The organism is Rhizobium rosettiformans (assembly GCF_016806065.1).
GTDB lineage: Bacteria > Pseudomonadota > Alphaproteobacteria > Rhizobiales > Rhizobiaceae > Allorhizobium.
The window spans coordinates 744513-764752 of the sequence record NZ_CP032405.1 but is presented as its reverse complement, the minus strand read 5'-3'; the positions used below and the strand labels follow the sequence as shown (position 1 = coordinate 764752).

The 20240-nt window shown below is 61.9% G+C and carries 16 protein-coding genes and 1 pseudogene; 4 read left to right on the top strand and 13 right to left on the bottom strand.

The genetic code is table 11. The annotated features are described in order from the left end of the window. Nucleotides 1-102: 102 nt before the first annotated feature. Entirely contained in the window at nucleotides 103-2199 is a 2097-nt protein-coding gene (locus D4A92_RS03685; RefSeq protein ID WP_203018180.1) for a bifunctional rhamnulose-1-phosphate aldolase/short-chain dehydrogenase, read from the top strand. A 39-nt stretch (nucleotides 2200-2238) separates the two neighbouring features. Here the strand turns inward: D4A92_RS03685 and D4A92_RS03680 are convergent, their stop codons facing one another. Further along, nucleotides 2239-2397: a YqaE/Pmp3 family membrane protein gene (locus D4A92_RS03680; protein ID WP_203018178.1), complete on the bottom strand. Its 159-nt coding sequence runs from the start codon at nucleotides 2395-2397 to the stop codon at nucleotides 2239-2241. 76 nt (nucleotides 2398-2473) lie between these two features. Between D4A92_RS03680 and rhaI the strand changes: the two genes are divergently transcribed. Continuing rightward, entirely contained in the window at nucleotides 2474-3766 is a 1293-nt protein-coding gene (rhaI, locus tag D4A92_RS03675; protein WP_203018176.1) for an L-rhamnose catabolism isomerase, read from the top strand. A gap of 86 nt (nucleotides 3767-3852) precedes the next feature. Here the strand turns inward: rhaI and D4A92_RS03670 are convergent, their stop codons facing one another. From D4A92_RS03670 to D4A92_RS03640, 7 genes are all read right to left on the bottom strand, one after another. Beyond that, nucleotides 3853-4572 (bottom strand): Bax inhibitor-1/YccA family protein, encoded by a 720-nt coding sequence (locus D4A92_RS03670; RefSeq protein WP_006728178.1) that lies wholly within the window; start codon nucleotides 4570-4572, stop codon nucleotides 3853-3855. Nucleotides 4573-4595: 23 nt separating this feature from the next. Next, nucleotides 4596-5369: an anti-sigma factor family protein gene (locus D4A92_RS03665; protein WP_203018174.1), complete on the bottom strand. Its 774-nt coding sequence runs from the start codon at nucleotides 5367-5369 to the stop codon at nucleotides 4596-4598. Further along, nucleotides 5356-5901 (bottom strand): sigma-70 family RNA polymerase sigma factor, encoded by a 546-nt coding sequence (locus tag D4A92_RS03660; protein WP_006728176.1) that lies wholly within the window; start codon nucleotides 5899-5901, stop codon nucleotides 5356-5358. Before D4A92_RS03660 ends, D4A92_RS03665 begins: the two co-directional genes overlap by 14 nt. 54 nt (nucleotides 5902-5955) lie before the next feature. Next, entirely contained in the window at nucleotides 5956-6594 is a 639-nt protein-coding gene (locus D4A92_RS03655) for an exopolysaccharide biosynthesis protein (RefSeq protein ID WP_203018172.1), read from the bottom strand. A 79-nt stretch (nucleotides 6595-6673) separates the two neighbouring features. Further along, complete coding sequence (locus D4A92_RS03650; protein ID WP_203018171.1) at nucleotides 6674-6943, bottom strand: hypothetical protein; 270 nt, start codon at nucleotides 6941-6943, stop codon at nucleotides 6674-6676. An 11-nt stretch (nucleotides 6944-6954) separates the two neighbouring features. Next, complete coding sequence (locus D4A92_RS03645) at nucleotides 6955-7122, bottom strand: hypothetical protein (protein ID WP_203018169.1); 168 nt, start codon at nucleotides 7120-7122, stop codon at nucleotides 6955-6957. A 384-nt stretch (nucleotides 7123-7506) separates the two neighbouring features. Beyond that, the gene (locus D4A92_RS03640) at nucleotides 7507-8610 is read right to left on the bottom strand and encodes a DUF475 domain-containing protein (RefSeq protein ID WP_203018167.1); all 1104 of its coding nucleotides are present in this window, start codon (nucleotides 8608-8610) and stop codon (nucleotides 7507-7509) included. A gap of 335 nt (nucleotides 8611-8945) precedes the next feature. Between D4A92_RS03640 and D4A92_RS03635 the strand changes: the two are divergent. Beyond that, a pseudogene (locus tag D4A92_RS03635) lies at nucleotides 8946-9402 on the top strand (DUF1810 domain-containing protein). Here the strand turns inward: D4A92_RS03635 and D4A92_RS03630 are convergent. The 5 genes from D4A92_RS03630 to D4A92_RS03610 all read right to left on the bottom strand — a co-directional run bounded on the left by D4A92_RS03630 (nucleotide 9382) and on the right by D4A92_RS03610 (nucleotide 18906). Next, the gene (locus D4A92_RS03630) at nucleotides 9382-9798 is read right to left on the bottom strand and encodes an OsmC family protein (protein ID WP_203018165.1); all 417 of its coding nucleotides are present in this window, start codon (nucleotides 9796-9798) and stop codon (nucleotides 9382-9384) included. The pseudogene D4A92_RS03635 and the gene D4A92_RS03630 overlap by 21 nt on opposite strands. A 62-nt stretch (nucleotides 9799-9860) precedes the next feature. After that, entirely contained in the window at nucleotides 9861-10262 is a 402-nt protein-coding gene (locus D4A92_RS03625) for a hypothetical protein (RefSeq protein ID WP_203018163.1), read from the bottom strand. 86 nt (nucleotides 10263-10348) lie between these two features. Next, nucleotides 10349-12436 carry a penicillin-binding protein 1C gene (gene pbpC, locus D4A92_RS03620; protein WP_203018162.1) on the bottom strand — a complete coding sequence of 696 codons (2088 nt, stop codon included), beginning with the start codon at nucleotides 12434-12436 and terminating at the stop codon, nucleotides 10349-10351. Then, a complete protein-coding gene (locus tag D4A92_RS03615; RefSeq protein WP_203018161.1) occupies nucleotides 12436-17880 on the bottom strand; it encodes an alpha-2-macroglobulin family protein in 5445 nt (1814 codons plus the stop codon). The genes pbpC and D4A92_RS03615 overlap by 1 nt, the downstream gene beginning before the upstream one ends. Nucleotides 17881-17985: 105 nt before the next feature. Continuing rightward, nucleotides 17986-18906 (bottom strand): LysR family transcriptional regulator, encoded by a 921-nt coding sequence (locus D4A92_RS03610; RefSeq protein WP_203018160.1) that lies wholly within the window; start codon nucleotides 18904-18906, stop codon nucleotides 17986-17988. Nucleotides 18907-19003: 97 nt separating this feature from the next. On the opposite strand from D4A92_RS03610, the gene D4A92_RS03605 reads away from it, so the two are divergent. Next, entirely contained in the window at nucleotides 19004-20191 is a 1188-nt protein-coding gene (locus tag D4A92_RS03605; RefSeq protein WP_203018159.1) for an acyl-CoA dehydrogenase, read from the top strand. Nucleotides 20192-20240 lie beyond the last annotated feature (49 nt).

Sequence of the window (20240 nt, the reverse complement as noted above, 5' to 3'; positions counted from 1 at the left end):
CGAAATTGATTGACAATCGGGCGAGGGCTGCGCGATATCTGCGATCAAGAAGGAGATGAGCCGTCGCTGACTGCTCATGAAAATCAATGCAGGGAGGATGTCATGACGGGCCAAACCCGCCTTCTCGAAAACCGTTGGGATGATGCTTATGCCGCCGCGCTCGATGAGCCAGGCAAGCTTCTCTATCGCTCCAACCTGCTGGGTGCCGACAAGCGCATCACCAATTACGGGGGCGGCAACACCTCTGCCAAGGTGATGGAAACCGATCCGCTGACCGGCGAAACGGTCAAGGTTCTCTGGGTCAAGGGATCCGGCGGCGACGTCGGCACAATCAAGCTCGACGGTTTCGCGACGCTTTACCAGGAGAAGCTCGAAGCGCTGAAGGGTATCTACAAGGGTGTGCATGACGAAGACCGGATGGTTGGCTTCCTGCCGCATTGCACTTTCAACCTCAATCCGCGCGCTGCTTCCATAGATACGCCGCTGCATGGTTTTGTGCCTTTCACGCATGTCGATCACATGCATCCGGATGCGATCATCGCGATTGCAGCCTCGAAGAATTCGAAGGAATTGACGCAGAAGATCTTCGGTGCGGAAATAGGCTGGCTTCCCTGGCGCCGTCCCGGTTTCCAGCTCGGCCTCGACCTCGAGGCCTTCGTGAAAGCCAATCCGAGCGCCAAGGGTGTGGTTCTCGAAAGCCACGGCCTGTTCACCTGGGCGGATGACGCCAAGGATTGCTATCTGCTAACGCTCGAGATCATCAACAATGCGATCGCCTGGTTTGCGAAGGAGACGGAAGGCAAGGCGATCTTCGGCGGCGCCGTTTCGAAGAGCCTGCCGCCAGACGAGCGACGCGCCATTGCCGCGCGCCTGATGCCCGAGATCCGCGGCCGCATCGGCAAGTGCGAGCGCAAGCTCGGCCATTTCGATGACCAGGATGCCGTGCTCGAATTCGTCAATTCGAAGAACCTGCAGCCGCTCGGTAGCCTCGGCACGTCCTGCCCCGATCATTTCCTGCGCACCAAGATCCGCCCGCTGATCGTAGATTTCGATCCGGCGAAACCTGATGTGGAGGCGGTTCTCGCAGGCCTCGACCAAGCGCTCGAAGCCTATCGCGCCGACTACACCCGCTACTACGAGACCTGCAAACACGGCAATTCGCCTGCGATCCGCGATCCTAACCCGGTGATCTTCCTGGTCCCGGGCGTCGGCATGCTGTCCTTTGCCAAGGACAAGGCGACGGCCCGCATTGCCGGTGAGTTCTACGTCAATGCGATCAACGTCATGCGCGGCGCATCGACGGTCTCCGAATATCAGGGGCTGCCGGAGCAGGAAGCCTTCGACATTGAATACTGGCTGCTCGAAGAGGCAAAGCTGCAGCGTATGCCGAAGCCGAAGAGCCTGGCCGGTCGCGTTGCCTTCGTCACCGGCGGCGCCGGCGGCATTGGCAGGGCAACGGCCGACCGGTTGATGGCGGAAGGTGCCTGCGTGGTGCTGGCCGATATCGACGCGGCGGCACTGGAGCAGACGGTCGCCGACTTCTCGAAGCGCCATGGCGCCGATGTCGTGCGCTCGGCGCAACTCGACGTAACCCGTGAGGATGCGGTTATCCGTGCGTTCGCCGAAGCCTGTGTGGAATTCGGTGGCGTGGACATTCTCGTGTCGAATGCCGGGATCGCCTCGTCGGCGCCGGTCGAAGACACGACGCTAGCGATGTGGGACAAGAATATCAGCATCCTGGCCACGGGTTACTTTCTCGTCTCGCGCGAGGCTTTCCGGCTATTCCGGCGTCAGAAGCTCGGCGGCAACGTCGTTTTCGTCGCTTCGAAGAATGGTCTCGCCTCATCGCCAAACGCTTCCGCCTATTGCACGGCAAAGGCGGCCGAGATCCATCTCGCCCGTTGCCTGGCACTTGAAGGCGCAGATGCGGGCATCCGGGTGAACACGGTCAATCCGGATGCTGTTCTGCGCGGTTCGAAGATCTGGAATGGCGAATGGCGCGAGCAGCGGGCGGCCTCCTCGAAGATCGAAGTCACCGATCTCGAGGAGCACTACCGCAACCGCTCTATGCTGAAGCTGAATGTCTTCCCGGAAGACATCGCGGAGGCGATCTACTTCCTCGCCTCCGATCTCTCGGCGAAATCCACCGGCAACATCATCAATGTCGATGCCGGCAACGCGCAGAGCTTTCCGCGCTGATCTCCCGAGCCCTCGCGGCGCTTGCGTCGCGAGGGGATCCTACTTGCGGATGATGACCCAGATGGCATGGATGATGCCTGGGATATAGCCGAAGAGCGTCAGCAGGATGTTCAGCCAGAAATGCAGGCCAATGCCGACCTGGAGGAAAACGCCGAGGGGCGGCAGGAGGATGGCAAGCAGAATGCGAACAACGTCCATGTTGGCTCCGATTTTCGTGTGTGACTGCAGATAAACGCGCTTCGGTGACAATCGTTCGCGCGAGGTGGAGGAAAGAATGAGCGAAATCCGAATAGCCGCTGACATCGTTGCCGCTGATAACCAGAAGCGGGAAGGCGCCCATCGCAGCGACTTTCAGGCGCTCGGCGAGAAGCTCGCACGGAGCTCGATCGATATCGAGAAAGTCACGGCGAAAGTCGCGGACTTCTTCGTCGCCGTTCCCTCTTGGGGTGTCGGGACCGGGGGCACACGTTTCGCCCGCTTTCCGGGGCAGGGCGAGCCGCGTCATATCTTCGACAAGCTCGACGATTGCGGCGTCATCCAGCAGCTGACGCGAGCGACGCCGACGGTCTCGCTGCATATCCCCTGGGACAAGGCTGACCCGACAGAGCTGAAGGCCAAGGCGGATGCGCTCGGGCTCGGCTTCGATGCGATGAATTCCAACACATTCTCGGATGGCGCCGATCAGGCGCATTCCTACAAGTTCGGTTCGCTCAGCCATGTGGACGCAGCGACGCGGCGTCAGGCGGTCGAACATAATCTCGAATGCATCGAGATCGGTCGGGCACTCGGTTCCAAGGCGTTGACAGTCTGGATCGGTGATGGATCCAACTTCCCCGGGCAGAGCAACTTCACCCGCCAGTTCGAGCGCTATCTCGACGCGATGCGGGACATCTATAAGGCGCTGCCGGACGACTGGCGGCTGTTCTCCGAACACAAGATGTACGAGCCGGCCTTCTATTCGACTGTTGTCCAGGACTGGGGCACGAACTACCTGATCGCGCAGACGCTCGGCGAAAAAGCCTATTGCCTTGTCGACCTCGGGCATCATGCTCCGAACACGAATATCGAAATGATCGTCGCGCGGCTCATCCAGTTCGGCAAGCTCGGCGGCTTCCACTTCAACGACAGCAAATATGGCGACGACGACCTCGACGCTGGATCAGTCGAACCCTATCGCCTCTTCCTCGTGTTCAACGAGCTGGTGGATGCCGAGCATCGTGGCGTGAAAGATTTCCATCCCGCCCATATGATCGATCAGAGTCACAATGTGACGGATCCGATCGAGAGCCTGATTTCCAGCGCCAACGAGATCCGTCGTGCCTATGCGCAGGCGCTGCTCGTCGATCGGGCGGAATTGGAGGGCTACCAGAACGACAATGATGCGCTAATGGCATCCGAGACGTTGAAGCGGGCCTATCGAACTGATGTCGAGCCGATCCTTGCAGAAGCGCGGCTGCGGGCGGGCGGTGCCATCGATCCGGTGGCAGCCTATCGCGCCAGCGGTTACCGCGCTCGCGTTGCGGCGGAACGTCCTGCGGTCAAGGGCGGTTCCGGCGGGATTGTCTGAGTCAGGCTTGCTCTCATCTCGCAAAAACGCCCGGGTCGAAACCCGGGCGTTTTCTTTTCAAAGCGTTCTCCCGACGCGTTTTTATCTCATTCTTCGCGCTGGCCGGTCAGGCTCAGCAGCAGCTGGAACAGGTTGACGAAGTTGAGGTAGAGCGACAGCGCGCCGAAGACGGCGAGCTTCTGCTGGCTCTCCTGATCGAAGTTCTCGGCATACTGCTGCTTGATGTTCTGCGTGTCCCAGGCGGTCAGGCCGACGAAGACGAAGACACCGATGACCGAGATCGCGAACTGCAGGGCGCTGGACCCCAAGAAGATGTTGACGATCGAGGCGATGATCACGCCGATCAGGCCCATCACCAGGAACGAGCCGAACTGCGCGAGGTCACGCTTGGTCGTGTAGCCGTAGAGGCTCATCGCACCGAACATCGTCGCAGTGATGAAGAAGGTGCGGGCGATCGAGGTTCCGGTGAAGACCAGGAAAACCGACGACAGCGACAGACCCATCACGGCAGCGAAGGCCCAGAAGGTCAGCTGCGCGGTTGCGGCCGACATCGCGTGGATGCGGAAGGAGAAGAAGAAGACGAAGGCGAGCGGCGCCAGCATCACGACCCATTTCAGTGGGGTGGAGAAGATCGGCACGTAGAGCGCCGGCGTCTGGCTGACAACAAAGGCGACGATGCCGGTGATGACCAGCCCGAGGCCCATGTAGTTGTAGACGCGCAGCATGTGCTTGCGCAGGCCTTCGTCGAAGAGTGCCGCGGACTGGGCCTGAGCGCCGTAGCCGAAGCGGTTCTGGATGGGATCCATAGTCAGTTACCTCCTTGGATGGATCAGTAAAGCGTGCGGGCAAGCTTGCGAGCTTCCTCGGCAAGCCTGTCTGCGGTTTCTGTTTCGGAGATCAGCGCGTAGGCGACTTCGCCGATCTGCCAATAGGCTGCGTTGGTCTGGCCTTCCTGTTTCAGCAGCACCTGCTGAACAGCAAAATTGCCAGGCCTGACGGCGAAGAGGGACAGCCTCTCACCGGATTCGGGTTGGACCTCCAGTTCGACGCTCGGACCGTAGGCCGAGGGGAAGATTTGGGCGTCACGCACGGTCCAGTCCTCTGGCATGGCCGGAAGCACGATGGCCGTTGCAGAGCGGATTTCGGCCGGGTCGAAACGGCTCGTTTCGGTCTGCGAGCGCATTTGTTCGCGTAATTCTGCCGTTTGATGCGCGCGCATGGCCTCTTCGACGAACTGCGGCGGCGGCACGGAGGCCACGACTTCGCCGATACTGCCAGGGGCGATCCAACCATGGGCGATCCAGCCGGCGCCCACGAGCAGCACGACGGCTGCCGCACGCCGCATCACGTCGATCGTGCGGGGACGGTTGAAGGCGCTTTCCAGTACCCGAGCCGCATCGCGTGTTTCCTGGCGAACAGCCGCCGGCATGCCGGCAAGCGCCAGCCGCAATTCGTCGCGGACTCGCAGATCGGCCATGACCTTCGCAGCGATCGTGGGATTTTCCGACAGATAGGCCTCGACTTCGATACGGCGGCCGACATCCAGCTGGTCGTCGACATAGGCGTGCAGGTCGGCCTCGATTACAGGATCATTGCTGGTCATCGGGGTTTCCTCCAACGATTCTGAGATGGGGCACGAGGTTCGCGTCTTCGCCGCTTTCCATCGCCCTCAGTCGGGCGCGGGCACGGGACACGCGGGACATCAGCGTACCCACGGGGATATTCAGGACATCGGCAGCTTCCTGATAGGAGAGCTCTTCGATGGCCACGAGATGCAGCGCCTCGCGCTGGTCTTCCGGCAGCGACAGGAACGCGTCGCGCACCTGTGCGAGCCGTACCGAATGCTCCTGACCGGCAGGCGCCACGATGTCGGCCAGCTCCACGGCCGCATCCTGTCGGCGATTGGCAGCACGGTCCCGGCGAAGCCGGTCGATATGGGTGTTGTGCAGGATCGACATCAGCCAGTTGCGGATGCTGCCGCTGCTCTTGAAGGTCGATCGGCGCTCCAAGGCCCGGATAAGCGCATCGTGAACGAGATCTTCCGCCTCGTCCGGGTTTCTGACGAGCGAACGGGCGTAGCGTCGCAGAGCTGCGAGCTGGCCAATCACATTGAACGGGTTCGTGTTCGTCGTCATGCCCCAGTATACGGAGCCAATGGCGATCCTATTCCATTGCCGAGAAGATTTTTTTCACGGGCCGACGATCGAGCCCAGTCCCCAGGCTGCTGCATAGACGAGACCGCCGGTCGCCCCGAGTGCAATCACGCCCATTCCCAATCCCAAAATTGTCACCAGACCGTCGCGCTCCATGAGGCCAAGCGCGATCATCACAAGGGCCGCCACGGGCAACATGTTGCCGAAGGGGATCGGTAGAGCCACCGCAATGGCAAGCAGAAGGACCGGGATCCCAAGAAATGCCTGAGCACGCGGTCCGGCAAAGCGCCGCATGCGGTTCTTCTGCAGGAGGGATTCCACGCGCAACACCAATGGCGCCGTATAGCGAACCATGAGATCGATGGTTGCTCCGGACACCTGTCGCTGCCCCAGAAATTGCGGCAACCAGATACGCCGGTAGCCGGCGATGATCTGGAGCGAGACAATGGCGAGGCAGCTGCCGAACACCAGCCCGAAAGGTCCGGGGATAGGTGTCAGCGCCGGGAGCGAAAGGATCAGGATTGCAAAGGCGATACTGCTTCGGCCCATGGCCGACATCAGTTCATCCAGGCTGACCGCACCCCTCTCTGCCGCATGAGCCCTTAACCGGGCAAGGCGCGTGGACGCTACACCGGCTTCAGCTGGGATGCTGTCTTGCGGCTCGGTGCTGGTCATCGGATTGGCTCTCCTGTCATCGCGAAGATGTAGGAGGGCTTGGGCCCAACGCCAAGATTGCCTGTCCGGGTTTCGTCGACTACTGGCGCGCTGCGATCCGCCGGACCAGAGCGCGGAAGCTTTCGACGTCGCCGTCGGCCTGGTCCAAGAGGTCGATCGGGAAAAGGACCGCCTTGCGGTTCGCGTCGGAGAGCGAGGACGTCTGCAGATCCTGCTCTGCCGCCTGTCGGGCCTCGGCCATTGCCTGATGGAGGTCTTCCGCGTCGAGCAGGCCCTTGTCGATCATGCGACGGACAAGAGCAGAGATCGCAAGGTAAAGGCCTTCCAGCTGGGGATTGGCTGTGTTCATGGCGATGATCTTCAATCTATCCGGCGCTTGGGATCGAGATCGACGCCCTGTTCGGTCGGTCCCTCTTCAAGGTCGTCAGCGTCGTCTCGTTCTGACGGTTCGAGGCGAGTGCCCCGGGTGTCGCTGTCCCGGTGGGGCCTTTGAACGTCGTGCGGTTCGGCGGTCTTTGCGCTGGTCATGCCGGTTCTCCTCCTCTTCACATCTTTATCGAACGTCGTCGTCCACAGTCGGTTCCGGAGACATGGTGCGGAATGGGTGGAACCTCTGCGCTTGCCTGCAGGTTTCCCGTGTCCCAGCAAAGGAGACATCCATGACGGAAGACATCAAAAATTCGCGCAAGCGGCCAGTCGAAGGAGAAAAAGTCTCACGCAGAAGACATGCCCGCGGCGGGTCCGCACGACAAGAAGGAACTGCAGGATCCGATGAAGACGCCGGGCACAGGATCGCTGCCGGAGATCGGATCCCAAAAGACGGATGCCGGCCCGGAGTGACACTCCGCCCATCCGAAACGAAAAAGGCCGGCGCAAAGGCCGGCCTTTCCTACTTTTCTCAACCGTTCTCGGTCAGATATGCTCCGCCACGGCTTCGCTGGCGAGACGATGCTCTTCCTCCCGCTCATGGCGATTGTACTTGATCGAGGACCAGAGCGAGATGCCGATGAGTGCCGCGCCACCGAGACCGGTGATGACTTCAGGGATGTGGACCAGCGTCTGCACATACATGATCACCGACAAGATCAGGATCGCGTAGAAGGCGCCGTGTTCGAGATAACGATACTCGGCGAGCGTGCCCTTTTCGACGAGCATGATGGTCATGGAGCGCACATACATGGCGCCGATGCCAAGGCCGATCGCGATGATGAATAGGTTCTGCGTCAGAGCGAAGGCGCCGATGACGCCGTCGAAGGAGAAGCTGGCATCCAGCACTTCGAGATAAATGAAAGCGCCAAGGCCGCCCTTTGCGGCTTCGCTCATGGCCCGCTGCGAGGCGTCGAGCAGACCGCCGAGAACTTCGACGGCGAGGAAGGTCACCAGACCATAGATCGCCGAATAGACGAAGGTCGTCGCTTCCTCTCCTTCTAGGAGGTTCGAGAACAGCAGGATCAGCAGCAGCACGAGTGCGATCTCGATGCCCTTGATGGAGGCGGAGCGCGCCATATGGCTTTCGAGCCACTCGATCCAGTGGATGTCCTTCTCCTGGTTGAAGAAGTAGGTGAGGCCGACCATCATCAGGAAGGTACCACCGAAGGCCGCGATCGGCAGATGCGCATCGTTCATGATGCGAGCATATTCCGCGGGCTCGCGGGCGGCGAGGATCACCGCTTCGATCGGGCCGATCTGCGCCGCGATCACAACGATCAACAGCGGGAAGATGATGCGCATGCCGAAGACGGCGATGAGGATGCCCCAGGTCAGGAAGCGCCGTTGCCAGACGGGCGTCATGTCCTTGAGTTTGTTGGCGTTGACGATCGCATTGTCGAAGGATAGCGAGATTTCAAGCACGGCCAGGACCGAGCAGATGAAGAAGATGGTCATCATGCCGGTGATGGTGCCGCTCATCTGCCATCCGAGAGCCGCCCCCATGACAAGTCCGATTGCGGTGACGATGAAGGCCCAGCGGAAGTAGCCGAGCGTAGAGTTGGCACCTGTTGCTGCTGATGTGCTCATGTGCGGTCCTCCAGGTGAGAGGACACAGAAGTGGTGGAGATGCGAAGCGTCCTGCACGCCTTCGCATGAAGCATGATCCAAGTGTTCATTGTTCTAGAATCCGCCGGCTGAAATTGCTGGCGGTACCGACATCACGAGAGCGCCGTAAACTCTCGCCAGAGGGGCCCGGCACCAGGTTCGGGCGCGGTGATGCTGAAATCACGGCGCCTCACATTCTTGTTAACGAACATTGGTCCGGCGTCAAGATTTAAGGCGGATAGGGCGGAATAGTTGATCGTATCTGGCATTGGCGATGGCCTGCCCGATCACCGCTGAAGCCAGAGGAGAAAGGTTCAATGGTTGAAGATCACCCTCCCGTCGACTTGCAGCGCTTCATCGACGCGCAGCGGGAAACCTGCGCGCAGGCGCTTCGGGAACTGCAGGGTGGCCGCAAGCGCAGTCACTGGATGTGGTTCATCTTCCCCCCAGTTGGAGGGCTTGGGCCGATCGCCCACTGCGCAGCATTTTGCCTTGAGGTCGCTCCATGAGGCGCGTGCCTATCTCGTGCATCCGATCCTCGGAGAGCGTCTACGAGACGGCACCCGGGCCGTTCTGGCGCATCGTGACCAAAGCCTTCTGAAGATTTTCGGGCAACCCGACGACATGAAGTTTCGATCGTCCATAACGCTGTTCGCGGCGGCTTCCGATCCTGACGACGCTGCCATCTTCCGCGAGGCTCTCGATGTGTTCTGTGGCGGAGAGCCTGATGCCATTACGTTAAAGCGTCTCGCGCTAGGCGGAGCCGATCCGTAATTGGGGGCGAACTGCGAGGCTGTTGCTGACAGTGCAGATTTCTTCGGCGCGGTGCGCAATCCTCGACTGGTCATGAGGATCAAGAGCACCCTGGAACGTCAGCGAGACGATGATGGAAGCGAAGCGCGAGGGTTCGTCTGGCGCCTTCTCTCCTGTTACTGCGACCTGCAGGCTCTCGAAATCACCTGTTAAACCCAGTTCCCGGGCCGCGATCCTTGCGCTCATGCTCATGCAGGCAGCAAGCGAGGCAAAGAGCAGGTCGAGTGGGTTGAAGCCGGCCTCGGTCCGTCCGGTGACGATTTCTAGCCCACCACCGGTCGAGGAACTGATGACCGGATAACCCCTTCGCCCCAGTGTCGCTGTCGCGCCGATCGGGCGGCTCCGCAGATCTGCCATTCCAGTCCCCATTCTGTTCCAAGGTTCAAAATAGGGACCGGGGGATGGTGCGACAAGCCGCGTCAGATGCTGTTGCCGATGCGCGCCGTGCCGGTCTGGCCGTTGTCGCGGATCCATTTCAGGCGCTTGTCGCCGGTGCGGATCAGCTCGAAGCACATGGGCTCGCCTTTGTACCAGCTGGTGAACTGCTGGCAGAGACGATCGCCATTGATCCACCAGCGCCCCTTGTCATTGGGCTTGGCGAAGCGGCCGAGGCCGAGGGCTTCGCCCGAACCGTCTACCTGGCCGTTGGGACGATAGTTCAGCGGGAATTCGCCGCCGAAGGGTACGGCAAGGTAGATCCTCTTGCCGATGATTTCATCCTGAATGGCGGATGCTGTGAAGCGTTCATTGGCCATCGCTGCCGGGGCGATGAACGCGATCGTCAGGAGCGTGATCAGTCCGGCACGCATGCTGCTGGTCATAACGAAGATCTCCCGTTCAAATGGGTTAACGGGAACCTTTACGCGAGCCGTCCTGCGGCGGATCACGCGTCGATGCGACAGACGCGTCAATTCCGAACAAAGACATTGACCGAGGCGGCTCGCCCTTCCGCATCGATCACGGTCAGGGTTGATTGCCCGATGCCTTCCGGATGCCATTCCCCGGTCCTGCGGCGCGTGGAGTCACGCATGGGTTTGCCATCGACGAGCCACCGAAAGGGTGCGCGTCCGGCTTGCATCTTCATGACGACCGGCAAAGCCTCGCCATCCGGGCCCTTGCCGCGCTCGAGAACCGAACCTTCCAGGGGGTAGACAATCTGGGGTGGCCGCTCGCGCGCGGAGATGGCGATCAGGCCGTTGGTGTTGACCGAGAAGCGGCGAAGCGATTGCGGTAGGTCCGATGCCGCCATGCGGTTTGCACCTGTCGGGGCGCGGGGCAGCGGCGTTCCGGCAAGGCCGGATTTGGCAAAGGCTTCGAAGAGGATGGGGGCTGCGGTCTGATAGCCGGAAATGCCGGGGACGGCGGCATTGTCCGGGCGGCCGATCCAGACCCCGAGCACATAGCGCCCGTCATAGCCGACCGACCAGGCGTCACGATAGCCGTAGCTGGTGCCCGTCTTGTAAGCTATGCCGGCAGGCGGGCTTCCGGTCGGCGGGAGAACGTCGCCAAGCACGTCTGCGACGGTAAAGGCCGCAGAGGGTTCGAAAAGTGGCTCTTCGTCGATCTGTTCGGCCAAGTCGCGGATGCCGTCCCCCAGCCGGACCGGCTGTTGGCGGTTTGCGAGACCGGCGTAAAGCTGCACGAGGTCTTTCAGTGTGATCCCTGCACCGCCCAGCGCAATCGCCAGGCCCGGCGCTTCGTTCGGCGGCAGCTTTAGTTTCACTCCGGCGCGGCGCAGGCGCACCATCAGGCGCGAGGGACCAACGGCATCGAGAAGACGGACAGCGGGTACGTTGAGAGACAATTGCAGCGCCTGACGGATGCTGACGTCGCCTTGATACTGCATGTCGAAATTCTTCGGGCGGTAGCCGAAGAAGTCGGCAGGACGATCCTCGATGATTGTTTCCTGCGCCACCAGCCCCTGCTCGAAGGCGAGGCCGTAGATGAAGGGTTTCAGCGCCGAGCCGGGTGAACGCTGAGCCCGCGTCATGTCGATCCAACCGGAGCGGGATGCATCGAAATAGTCGGCGGCCCCGACTTCGGCGACGATCTCCCCGGTGGTGGCATCGGCCATCAGCAAAGCGAGCGAGACCTTGGGGTCGAGCTTGCGGCCCGCTTCGAGGGCCGCCTTTTCCAGCTTTTCCTGCACGGGGCGTAAAATGGTGGTCTGGTGAAGCTGTTCTGCGGGTGCCTTTCGTCTGGCGGCTTCCGCCAAATGAGGGGCTAGAGCCGGCAACTGCCTGCGCATAGTCGGGAGGGATGCGTTGAGCGCGAGTTCGACCTCCGTCTCGTCGACGACGTCGGCCTCGCGTGCGCGCTCCAGAACCCGCTTGCGGGCTTCGAGTGCATTGTCGCGGTAGCGATCCGGGCGGCGTTTCTCGGGCAGTTGCGGAAGGGCGACCAAGAGAGCGGCCTCCGCAGTCGACAACCGCTTCGGCTCCTTGCCAAACCAGGCGAGGCTAGCTGCGCGCACGCCTTCCAGATTGCCGCCATAGGGGGCATGGGTCAGGTAGAGATTGAGGATCTCGGTCTTCGAAAGACGCCGTTCCAACTGGATCGCGCGGGCGATCTGGCTGAGTTTGGCGGTCAGTGATCGCTCGCGACGAGGTTCGATCAGGCGGGCGACCTGCATGGAGAGGGTGGAGGCACCCGAAACGATGCGGCCGTTCGCGGCCAGTTGCCAGGCAGCGCGGCCCAGCGCCAGGAGATCGACGCCGGAGTGGCTCTCATAGCGGCGGTCCTCATAGGCGACCAGCATTTTCAGCAGGGAAGGGTCGACGTCATCGACGGTTGTTGCCAGGCGCCAAAGGCCTTCTTTCGTGGCAAAGGCGCGCAAGAGCTGGCCGTCGCGATCGAGAATTTCGGTCGAGATTTCGCGCGCGTCCTCCAGCGGGGGAGGGTAGTTCCTATCTGCCCAATCCAGCGCAAAGAGCGAGGCGGTGGCCGTGATGGCAGCCACCCCCAAGCTTGCACCGATGCGCCGGGCGCGGCCCATCAGGGCGCCGTCGAGACCGTCATCGCAGCGGCTGCCGTGCGCGCCGACAGCTGTGGACGATACATGTCTTCGACATTTGCGGCCGGCAGGTCATATGTCCCGGGTGTGACGGCGCGCACCACGTAAGCCAGTGTCATCGTGCCGTTCTCGCCTTCGTTCCTGTTGATCGCCGCGACAAAACGATCGCTGCGGAATTCGAGATGCGCAGTCTCTGTCTGGCCGATCCAGTCGAAGTTCGCGAGCGCCGCGCTGTCGACCAAGCTCGGATTGTCGATCTCGAACCCAGCCGGTAGCAGGTCGGTCACGAGAAGCTGGGCCGGCCAGTCATCCGCTTCCGTCACTTCCAGCACCACGACATAGCGCTCGTTCTGGATGACCTCGGTGATGTTGGCCTCTTCACCGGTCAGGCTGTAGTAGGTCTTGCTGATCTCGAAGCCTTCGCCGCCGGCTGCCGGAGGCAGGGCCGGAGCTGCGACCGTGGTGACCGCAGCGCTGACGGGATCAAGGCCGGTGTTGGTCAGCGTCAGCGGCGCCTCAAGGAGCGCGTCACCTGGGATCGTGGCGGCATAGGCGCCGATCTTTTCGGCACCGTTGACCTCAAGCTTAAGCCCCTTGTCATCCTGCTGGAGTGCGCGGGCGGCGAGCAGCATCCAGGTCTGTTCCTGGGTGCTGAGTGTCTGCTTGGCCTTCCACTCGTCGGCCACGACCTTTGCCAAGATCGGAACGACAGGCGGAACCGGGCGGCTTTCGGCGGCAAGCGCCAGAACGCCGGCTGCATCGCGAAGCGCCGAGCCATAGTCGGAACGGGAGAAGCTGACCGGAGTCATACGGGCCTGTGCGCTCATGCCGGCTGCATCGAGGAAGACGGCGTTGGCTCGTTCGCTATCACCGTAGAGCGAGAGTGCCGCTGCCAGATGTGCTTTCGACAGGGGCGTCGGAAAGTCGCCGAGCATCGTGTCCGCGTAGTAGCGAAGGTCACTCAGCGAGGCCTTGCGGCTGCGGGACAGCACGTAGAGCGCATAGGCGATCTCGTTGCCGCGTGTGCGGATGTCGTTGTCATAGGCGATGCGGTTCTGCAGGTTCTGCAAGGCCTGGACCAGAGCTTCCTCCGGCACATCGAATGCCTGTTCGCGGGCACGGGTCAGGAAATCGGTGACATAGGCGTCGAGCCAGAGGCTTTCGGAACCGGGTGCCCAGAGGCCGAAGGAGCCGCTCGACGATTGATAGGCGAGCACACGCAGGATGCCATCCTGAACGCGCTTGTTGATCGCCTCGTCTTCCGGCAGGCCGGAGAGCTTGGCCAGTTCATCGAAGTAGAGAAGCGGCAGCGCACGGCTGGTCGTCTGTTCGGCGCAGCCATAGGGATAGCGGTCGAGGGCCATCAGCAGGCCCGGGATGTCGAGGCCATCGGCGCGAGCGACATTGAGGCTGACCGAGGCGCCCTGCAGCAGGCTGTCGGCGAGCAGATCGCCATCGACGGTCAGGCTCTTGCCGGGTGCCAGCGTAATGACCTGGCGTTCGGTGATCGGCAGCGTTGCCGGACGCACCGGAAGATCGAGAGACTGGCTGACAGCGATGCCGTCGCCACCCGAGAGCGCGATGTCGATGGCGCCGCCGCCGGGCGTGTTGGCAGTGAGCGGCAGCGTGACGGTGGTGGTTTCACCCGCCGTCAGCGTGACCTCCTGGCTTTCCGATCCTTCGATACTGACGGGACCGTTGCCGGTCACGGCCAGCGTGTAGGTGCCGGATGGAGCGTCTGTCGCGGCGATGTCGAGGCGAAGGCTGCTCTCGTCAGCGGGTGCGAGGAATTTCGGCATGCTCGCTGTCACGACGACCGGGTCGCGGATGATCACGTCCGTCTCGCTGTGGCCGACGCCGGTCTTCGACCAGGCCCAGGCCATCACACGGGCCGTGCCGTTGAATTGCGGGATGTCGAAGGAGACGATTGCCTTGCCCTCTGCATCGAGCTTCACGGTACCGGAGAAGAAGGCGACGAGCTTTTCGCGCGGTGGATTGCCCTGAAGCGCAACCTGTCCTCCGTCACCACCGGTGCGCAGACGTCCGGTCGCTCCGAGCGATCCGTCGATCAGACGGCCATAGAGGTCGCGAAGTTCGAGGCCGAGACGGCGCTGGCCGAAATAATAGGTTTCCGGATTCGGCGTTTCATAGCGGGTGAGGTTGAGAATGCCGACATCGACGGCGGCGACCATCACATAGGCTTCTTCGCCGATGCCGGCGCCGGTCACTTCAATCGGGATATCCAGCGACTGGCGGGGCAGGGTCTGTTCCGGCGGCGAAAGCTCGATGGCCAGCTTGTCGGCGCCTGGATCTACGGCGAGCCAGGCAATGCCGATCGCACGCGCCGGCATACGGCTTTCCTCGGCGTCACCCGGACGGAAGAGGGTTGCGGTCACATAGGCGCCGGCGCCGAATTCGGATGTGACGGGGATCTCGATTTCCGTGCCCGAGGCCGGGACTTCGGCAACCTGCGTCGAAATCAGAGCATCCGTGCCCGAGGTGACGATGATCTGGCCTGCGAAACGCGGCGAGATCTTCAGCTTTGCGGTATCGCCGACATTGTAAGCCGGCTTGTCGAGGCCGATCTCCAGCGCGTCCGGCGTTTCGGTAGAGCTTGCGGTGACAAACCAGCCGGCATCGAAGTCAACGCTGGTGACGGCGCCGCCCTGTTCGACTTCGAGGCGGTGGCTGCCCCAGGTGACGGGCACCGAAAGCGGTGTGCCTTCCGCTGCGATATCAACGGTTCCGTCGGCCACGAGCTTGGTCGTAATGATCGGCTCGTAGCGCCAGGAGGAACCGTCGCGATACCACTGGTAGTTCCGATCCAGCTTGATGAGCTTCCAGGATGCGCCGGCCAAGGCCTGACGCTCGCCATCGGGGCCGAGCGCGATCAGGTTGAAGGCGGCATTCGAGTTTTCGGAGACCTCGCCTTCGAATTCCGGCTTGATGCCGATCATTGGTCCGTCAGGGGTGACGGGAAGGGTCAGCGTGCGCTCGACCGCGCGGCCTCCGCTTTCGCGCAGACGCAAAACAGTATCTGCGTTCAGAAGGCGTGTCGTCGAGGGTAGATCGGTCAGCGCCACATCAATCTCGGCGAGGCCATCGTCATCGAGCGCGTCCAGCCCTTCGAGTGGCAGACGCATGTCTTCGATGCCCTCTTCGTCCGAAAGGCCGAAGCTGTAACGGGGGAAATCGGGATGGCTTGTGGTCGGACGGATCACCACCTCGCCTTCGAGCGTCAGGCCGGCTGCCGGTGCGCCGTAGAGGTAGCGGCCATCAGCGGAGACCGCAATCGGCTCCTTAGGCGAGACCGCCTTCGCTTCGCTGAAGAGCTTCAGGTCCAACCGGTCAGGCACGAAGTCATCGACCAGGAATGTCGAGCGGGCGATTGCCGGCTTTTTCGGGTCGGTGTGGATGGCGACTGTCCAGGTGCCCCGCATCGCATTGGCAAGGATCGGCATGTCGACCGCATAACCGCCCAGCGTTTCGCTAGTCACCGCGATGCGGCGGAACTCGACCCCGTCCGGCCGGGAAAACAGAAAGGTCAGCGGCAGGCCCGAGATGGCGTCGGCATTGATGTCGCGGGCCAACGCTGCGGCATGCACGGTTTCGCCGGGGCGATAGATGCCGCGTTCGGTCCAGGCGAGAATGTCGACCGGGCCGGGGGCAGGGCGTCCGGTGACGCCACGGTCGGAGAGGTCGAAACCGGCGCGGGTCATGTCGAGGAAGACATTGTCGTCGGCACCACTGCGGGCTGCGATGACGGCCGGAGCAAGGGCTGCGCCGCCGCGGACGAGACCGGCATCAAAGCGGGCGCGGCCTTCGGCATCGGTCGTCGCGGTCGCCAGGATCTCGTTGTTCTTGGCGATCAGTTGTAGCTCGATATTGGCAAGCGGGCCTGCCGATGCGAGCGAACGAGCAAAGACATGCAGCCCGTCCGTGCCGGCAAAGGTCGAAAGGCCGATGTCGGAAACCACGAACCACTGCGTCGCGCGGCTGTCCCAGTTCTCGGTGACACCGGTCGGGGAGACCGCAGTCATCACATAGATGCCGGGTTTGCGGGTCGGCAGCGCTTCCTGCAGCGGAATGCTGGTGACGATCTCCTTGTTCTGCTCGTTGGCGATCTCGACCGAGCCCTGCCAGACGAGTTCGCCCAGTTCATCCTTCACGCGGCCGGCGGTGTAGCCGTCCATCTGGGTGAGGAACTGCGAGGATGCCAGCAGCGGAGCGATGTTGCGGTCGCCGATCCGATAGAGTTCGAGATTGGCGCTGTCCGTGTTGATAGAGACGAGCGGAATGCCCTGACGAGCGGAGGAGGGGAGAACGAAACTGTCGCCGGTGAAGCGCACGGTTGCGCTGCGATCGCGGACATACACCTCGAGTTCGACCGGGGCTTCCAGGTTTTCGTCCACCGATGAGGGCAGGCCGGCACGGAGTGCGAGGCGGTAGCGTCCGCCATGCTCCAGGCCCTCGACGCAGATCTGGTTGTTCTTCGCTTCGAGCGCCTTGGGCGTCTTGCCGTCGAGGGTGACGAAGGACGAGTAGTCGACGCCGCGCTTGACCAGCTGTTCGGAGAATTCGACGCAGGCGCGCGGCGAGGCGCTGTCGGAATCAACCGTGTTGTTGACGACGCGGAAACCCTGGCGAGAGCGCAGGTCTTCGAAGGCGGCGCGTACTTGCGCATTCGTCGCGAGTTCGAGGCTTGCCTTGTAGGCGCTCAGCGCCGGACGCCAGTTCTCGCTGTTCTCAAGGGACTTCGCCAGCGTGGCGAGCGCCTCGGCGCGGGTGGAGGCGCCGCGGGTCAAGAGATAGCCGTTGATCGACGACATCGCGCCTTCATTGGCCATGCCGTAATTGTTGATGACGGTATTGGCCATGCGGGCCATTTCGAGCCAGAGTGCTTCGTCGTCTGCATCGATCGCCAGCGCACCCTTCAGGGACAGCATGGCGTAGTCGATGTTGCCACTGGCAAAGGAGGCGCGCCCTATTTCAATAAGCGAGTCCCGTCCCAGGCCCTGCTGTTCGGCGGCAATGACAAGATTGCTGCGCTGATTGCGGGCTTCCGATTTCAGGTAGTCCGAGACGAAGGTCAGCGCCGGCGGAGCACCGATGTCGTCTTCCGCCGTCTGAACGACGATGCGGCCCGCGATCGCGCCCGGGAAGCTGTTCAACTGGTCATAGTCGGACTTCAGGAAGCACCAGTTGACCTTCGGGTTATAAGTGAAGGCGCGGCATGACGCGTCGCCAATGCAGCTCGCCTCGCATTCATCGATGGAGACGTTCTTTTCGGTTCGCAGGTCGAACCCGAAATAGTCCGCATCGTCAATGCGTTCGATTGTCCTGATATCCTGCGCGTAAGCTGAAGGGGATAATGGCAATAGAGCCAGCGCGACTGTGAGCAACGCCGAAAAACGGTTCGTAAACATGGTCCCCTCCAAGCCTGATCATGGCTTCGGAGGTTAGTCTTTGCTTATGACGGAGGCTTGTCAATCGGCACAGGACACACCCTGCGAGTCATTTCTTGGTGGTCTTCAAGCACTCGCGGGGCGTCGCTCGCTGAAGCTTCTTGCCTGTTCGAGGATCCAGGCGGCAAAGGTGCTGGCCGGCCCATAGGCCATCTTCGAGAGCGGTCGGACCAGGTAGTAAGCGCTTGCGCTTTTCACCTCGTGATCCCAGGCGCGGACCAGCTGCCCGCTTGAAAGTTCCGGCTCGATCAGGAATGTCGGGACGAGCGCGATCCCCAGACCTGCGTGGCAGGCCTGGACGACGTTGGAGAACTGCTCGAAGCGCATGCCGCCGCCGCGACCCTCGCTGATGCCGAGGCTTGAAAACCAGTGCTCCCAGGCCCGCGGGCGGGACGCCATGTCGAAGAGCGGTTTCGCGAGCAGGTCTTCCGGCCGGTTCACCGGGTTGTCGGCGAGGAACGAGGGGCTGCACACTGGGACGACCAGTTCGTGCATCAGAAACTGGCAATCGGTGCCTGGCCAGTTTGGTTCACCGATATGGATCGCGGCATCGAGACCGGAGCCTTCGAAATCGAACTGGCCTATGCGGGTGGCGAAGTCCATGATGATGGCTGGGTTCTTCGCGAGGAAGTCCGGAATGCGCGGCATCAGCCAGCGGGTGCCGAAGGTCGGCAAGATGGCGAGGCGCAGATGGGTGTCGTCGCGGGTCGCCATGGCCTCCAGCGACAGAGTGCGGATCGTGGCCAGTGCGTCGCCGATACCTTTTGCATAGGTTCGGCCGATGGCCGTCAACTCCACGCCGCGATTGGTTCGCTCGAAAAGCTTGACGCCGAGCTGGTCCTCGAGAAGGCCTATCTGGCGGCTGATCGCGCCTTGTGTCAGCGCCAGCTCGCTGGCGGCGGCCGAGAAGCTGCCGAGCTTGGCGACGGAATCAAAGGCGGCGAGAGCACTCGTCGATGGCAGGAAGCGGCGTTGGTGTGTGAGCATGCGATATGAATAGACCTAATAGCAACATGAGTAAACATGGGTTGAATTGCGCTCCGACATGAGCAATCTGGCGTAACGAAACAAATGGATGAGACCGATGAGCGAGATGCGACCCTTTTCCTGGAGTGACCCCTTCCTGATGTCCGAGATCCTCAGCGAGGACGAGCGGATGATCCAGGATTCGGCGGCGGCCTTTGCTGAAGCCGAGCTCGCGCCGCGCGTCGCCGACGCCTATCTCGGTGAAACGGTCGAGCCGGAAATCTTCCGGCTGATGGGCAAGGCCGGCCTGCTTGGTGTGACCCTGCCCGAAAAATACGGCGCTGCTGACGCCAATTATGTTTCCTATGGCCTCGTCGCCCGCGAAATCGAGCGCATCGACTCCGGCTATCGCTCGATGATGAGCGTGCAGTCGTCGCTGGTGATCTATCCGATCTATGCCTATGGTTCCGAGGAACAGAAGGACAAGTATTTGCCCGGTCTCGTCTCCGGCGAGCTGATCGGCTGCTTCGGCCTGACCGAGCCGGATGCCGGCTCCGATCCCGGCGGCATGAAGACGCGCGCCGAAAAGATCGAAGGCGGGTATCGTCTGCGCGGCTCGAAGATGTGGATCTCCAATGCGCCGATCGCCGACGTCTTCGTCGTTTGGGCGAAGTCGGAAGCGCATGGCGGCGAGATCCGCGGCTTCATTCTCGAAAAGGGCATGAAGGGCCTCTCGGCGCCGAAGATCGGCGGCAAGCTTTCGCTGCGTGCGTCCGTGACAGGCGAAATCGTCATGGAGGGCGTCGAAGTCGGCGAAGATGCGCTGATGCCCAACGTTTCCGGTCTCAAGGGTCCCTTCGGTTGCCTCAACCGCGCCCGTTATGGCATTTCCTGGGGCGTGCTCGGTGCGGCTGAAGATTGCTGGCATCGTGCGCGTCAGTACGGGCTCGATCGCAAGCAGTTCGGCAAGCCGCTTGCCGGTACGCAGCTCTTCCAGAAGAAGCTGGCCGATATGCAGACCGAAATCTCGCTTGGTCTGCTGGCCTCACTGCGCGTCGGCCGTCTGATGGACGAGCACCAGTTTGCGCCGGAGATGATCTCGATCGTCAAGCGCAACAATTGCGGCAAGGCGCTCGACATCGCCCGCATGGCCCGCGACATGCACGGCGGCAACGGCATCCAGATCGAATATCACGTGATGCGCCATGCGCAGAACCTGGAGACCGTGAACACCTATGAAGGCACGCATGACGTGCATGCGCTGATCCTTGGACGTGCGCAAACCGGTATCCAGGCTTTCTTCTGATTGCTCGATCGAGCTCCAGCAGTCCGGCGTCCCTTACTATTTATGGGTT

Coding starts and splice junctions, on each gene's coding strand:
- D4A92_RS03685 (WP_203018180.1), top strand. CDS start 103: ATGACGGGCCAAACCCGCCTTCTCGAAAACCGTTGGGATGATGCTTAT.
- D4A92_RS03680 (WP_203018178.1), bottom strand. CDS start 2,397: ATGGACGTTGTTCGCATTCTGCTTGCCATCCTCCTGCCGCCCCTCGGC.
- rhaI (WP_203018176.1), top strand. CDS start 2,474: ATGAGCGAAATCCGAATAGCCGCTGACATCGTTGCCGCTGATAACCAG.
- D4A92_RS03670 (WP_006728178.1), bottom strand. CDS start 4,572: ATGGATCCCATCCAGAACCGCTTCGGCTACGGCGCTCAGGCCCAGTCC.
- D4A92_RS03665 (WP_203018174.1), bottom strand. CDS start 5,369: ATGACCAGCAATGATCCTGTAATCGAGGCCGACCTGCACGCCTATGTC.
- D4A92_RS03660 (WP_006728176.1), bottom strand. CDS start 5,901: ATGACGACGAACACGAACCCGTTCAATGTGATTGGCCAGCTCGCAGCT.
- D4A92_RS03655 (WP_203018172.1), bottom strand. CDS start 6,594: ATGACCAGCACCGAGCCGCAAGACAGCATCCCAGCTGAAGCCGGTGTA.
- D4A92_RS03650 (WP_203018171.1), bottom strand. CDS start 6,943: ATGAACACAGCCAATCCCCAGCTGGAAGGCCTTTACCTTGCGATCTCT.
- D4A92_RS03645 (WP_203018169.1), bottom strand. CDS start 7,122: ATGACCAGCGCAAAGACCGCCGAACCGCACGACGTTCAAAGGCCCCAC.
- D4A92_RS03640 (WP_203018167.1), bottom strand. CDS start 8,610: ATGAGCACATCAGCAGCAACAGGTGCCAACTCTACGCTCGGCTACTTC.
- D4A92_RS03630 (WP_203018165.1), bottom strand. CDS start 9,798: ATGGCAGATCTGCGGAGCCGCCCGATCGGCGCGACAGCGACACTGGGG.
- D4A92_RS03625 (WP_203018163.1), bottom strand. CDS start 10,262: ATGACCAGCAGCATGCGTGCCGGACTGATCACGCTCCTGACGATCGCG.
- pbpC (WP_203018162.1), bottom strand. CDS start 12,436: ATGGGCCGCGCCCGGCGCATCGGTGCAAGCTTGGGGGTGGCTGCCATC.
- D4A92_RS03615 (WP_203018161.1), bottom strand. CDS start 17,880: ATGTTTACGAACCGTTTTTCGGCGTTGCTCACAGTCGCGCTGGCTCTA.
- D4A92_RS03610 (WP_203018160.1), bottom strand. CDS start 18,906: ATGCTCACACACCAACGCCGCTTCCTGCCATCGACGAGTGCTCTCGCC.
- D4A92_RS03605 (WP_203018159.1), top strand. CDS start 19,004: ATGAGCGAGATGCGACCCTTTTCCTGGAGTGACCCCTTCCTGATGTCC.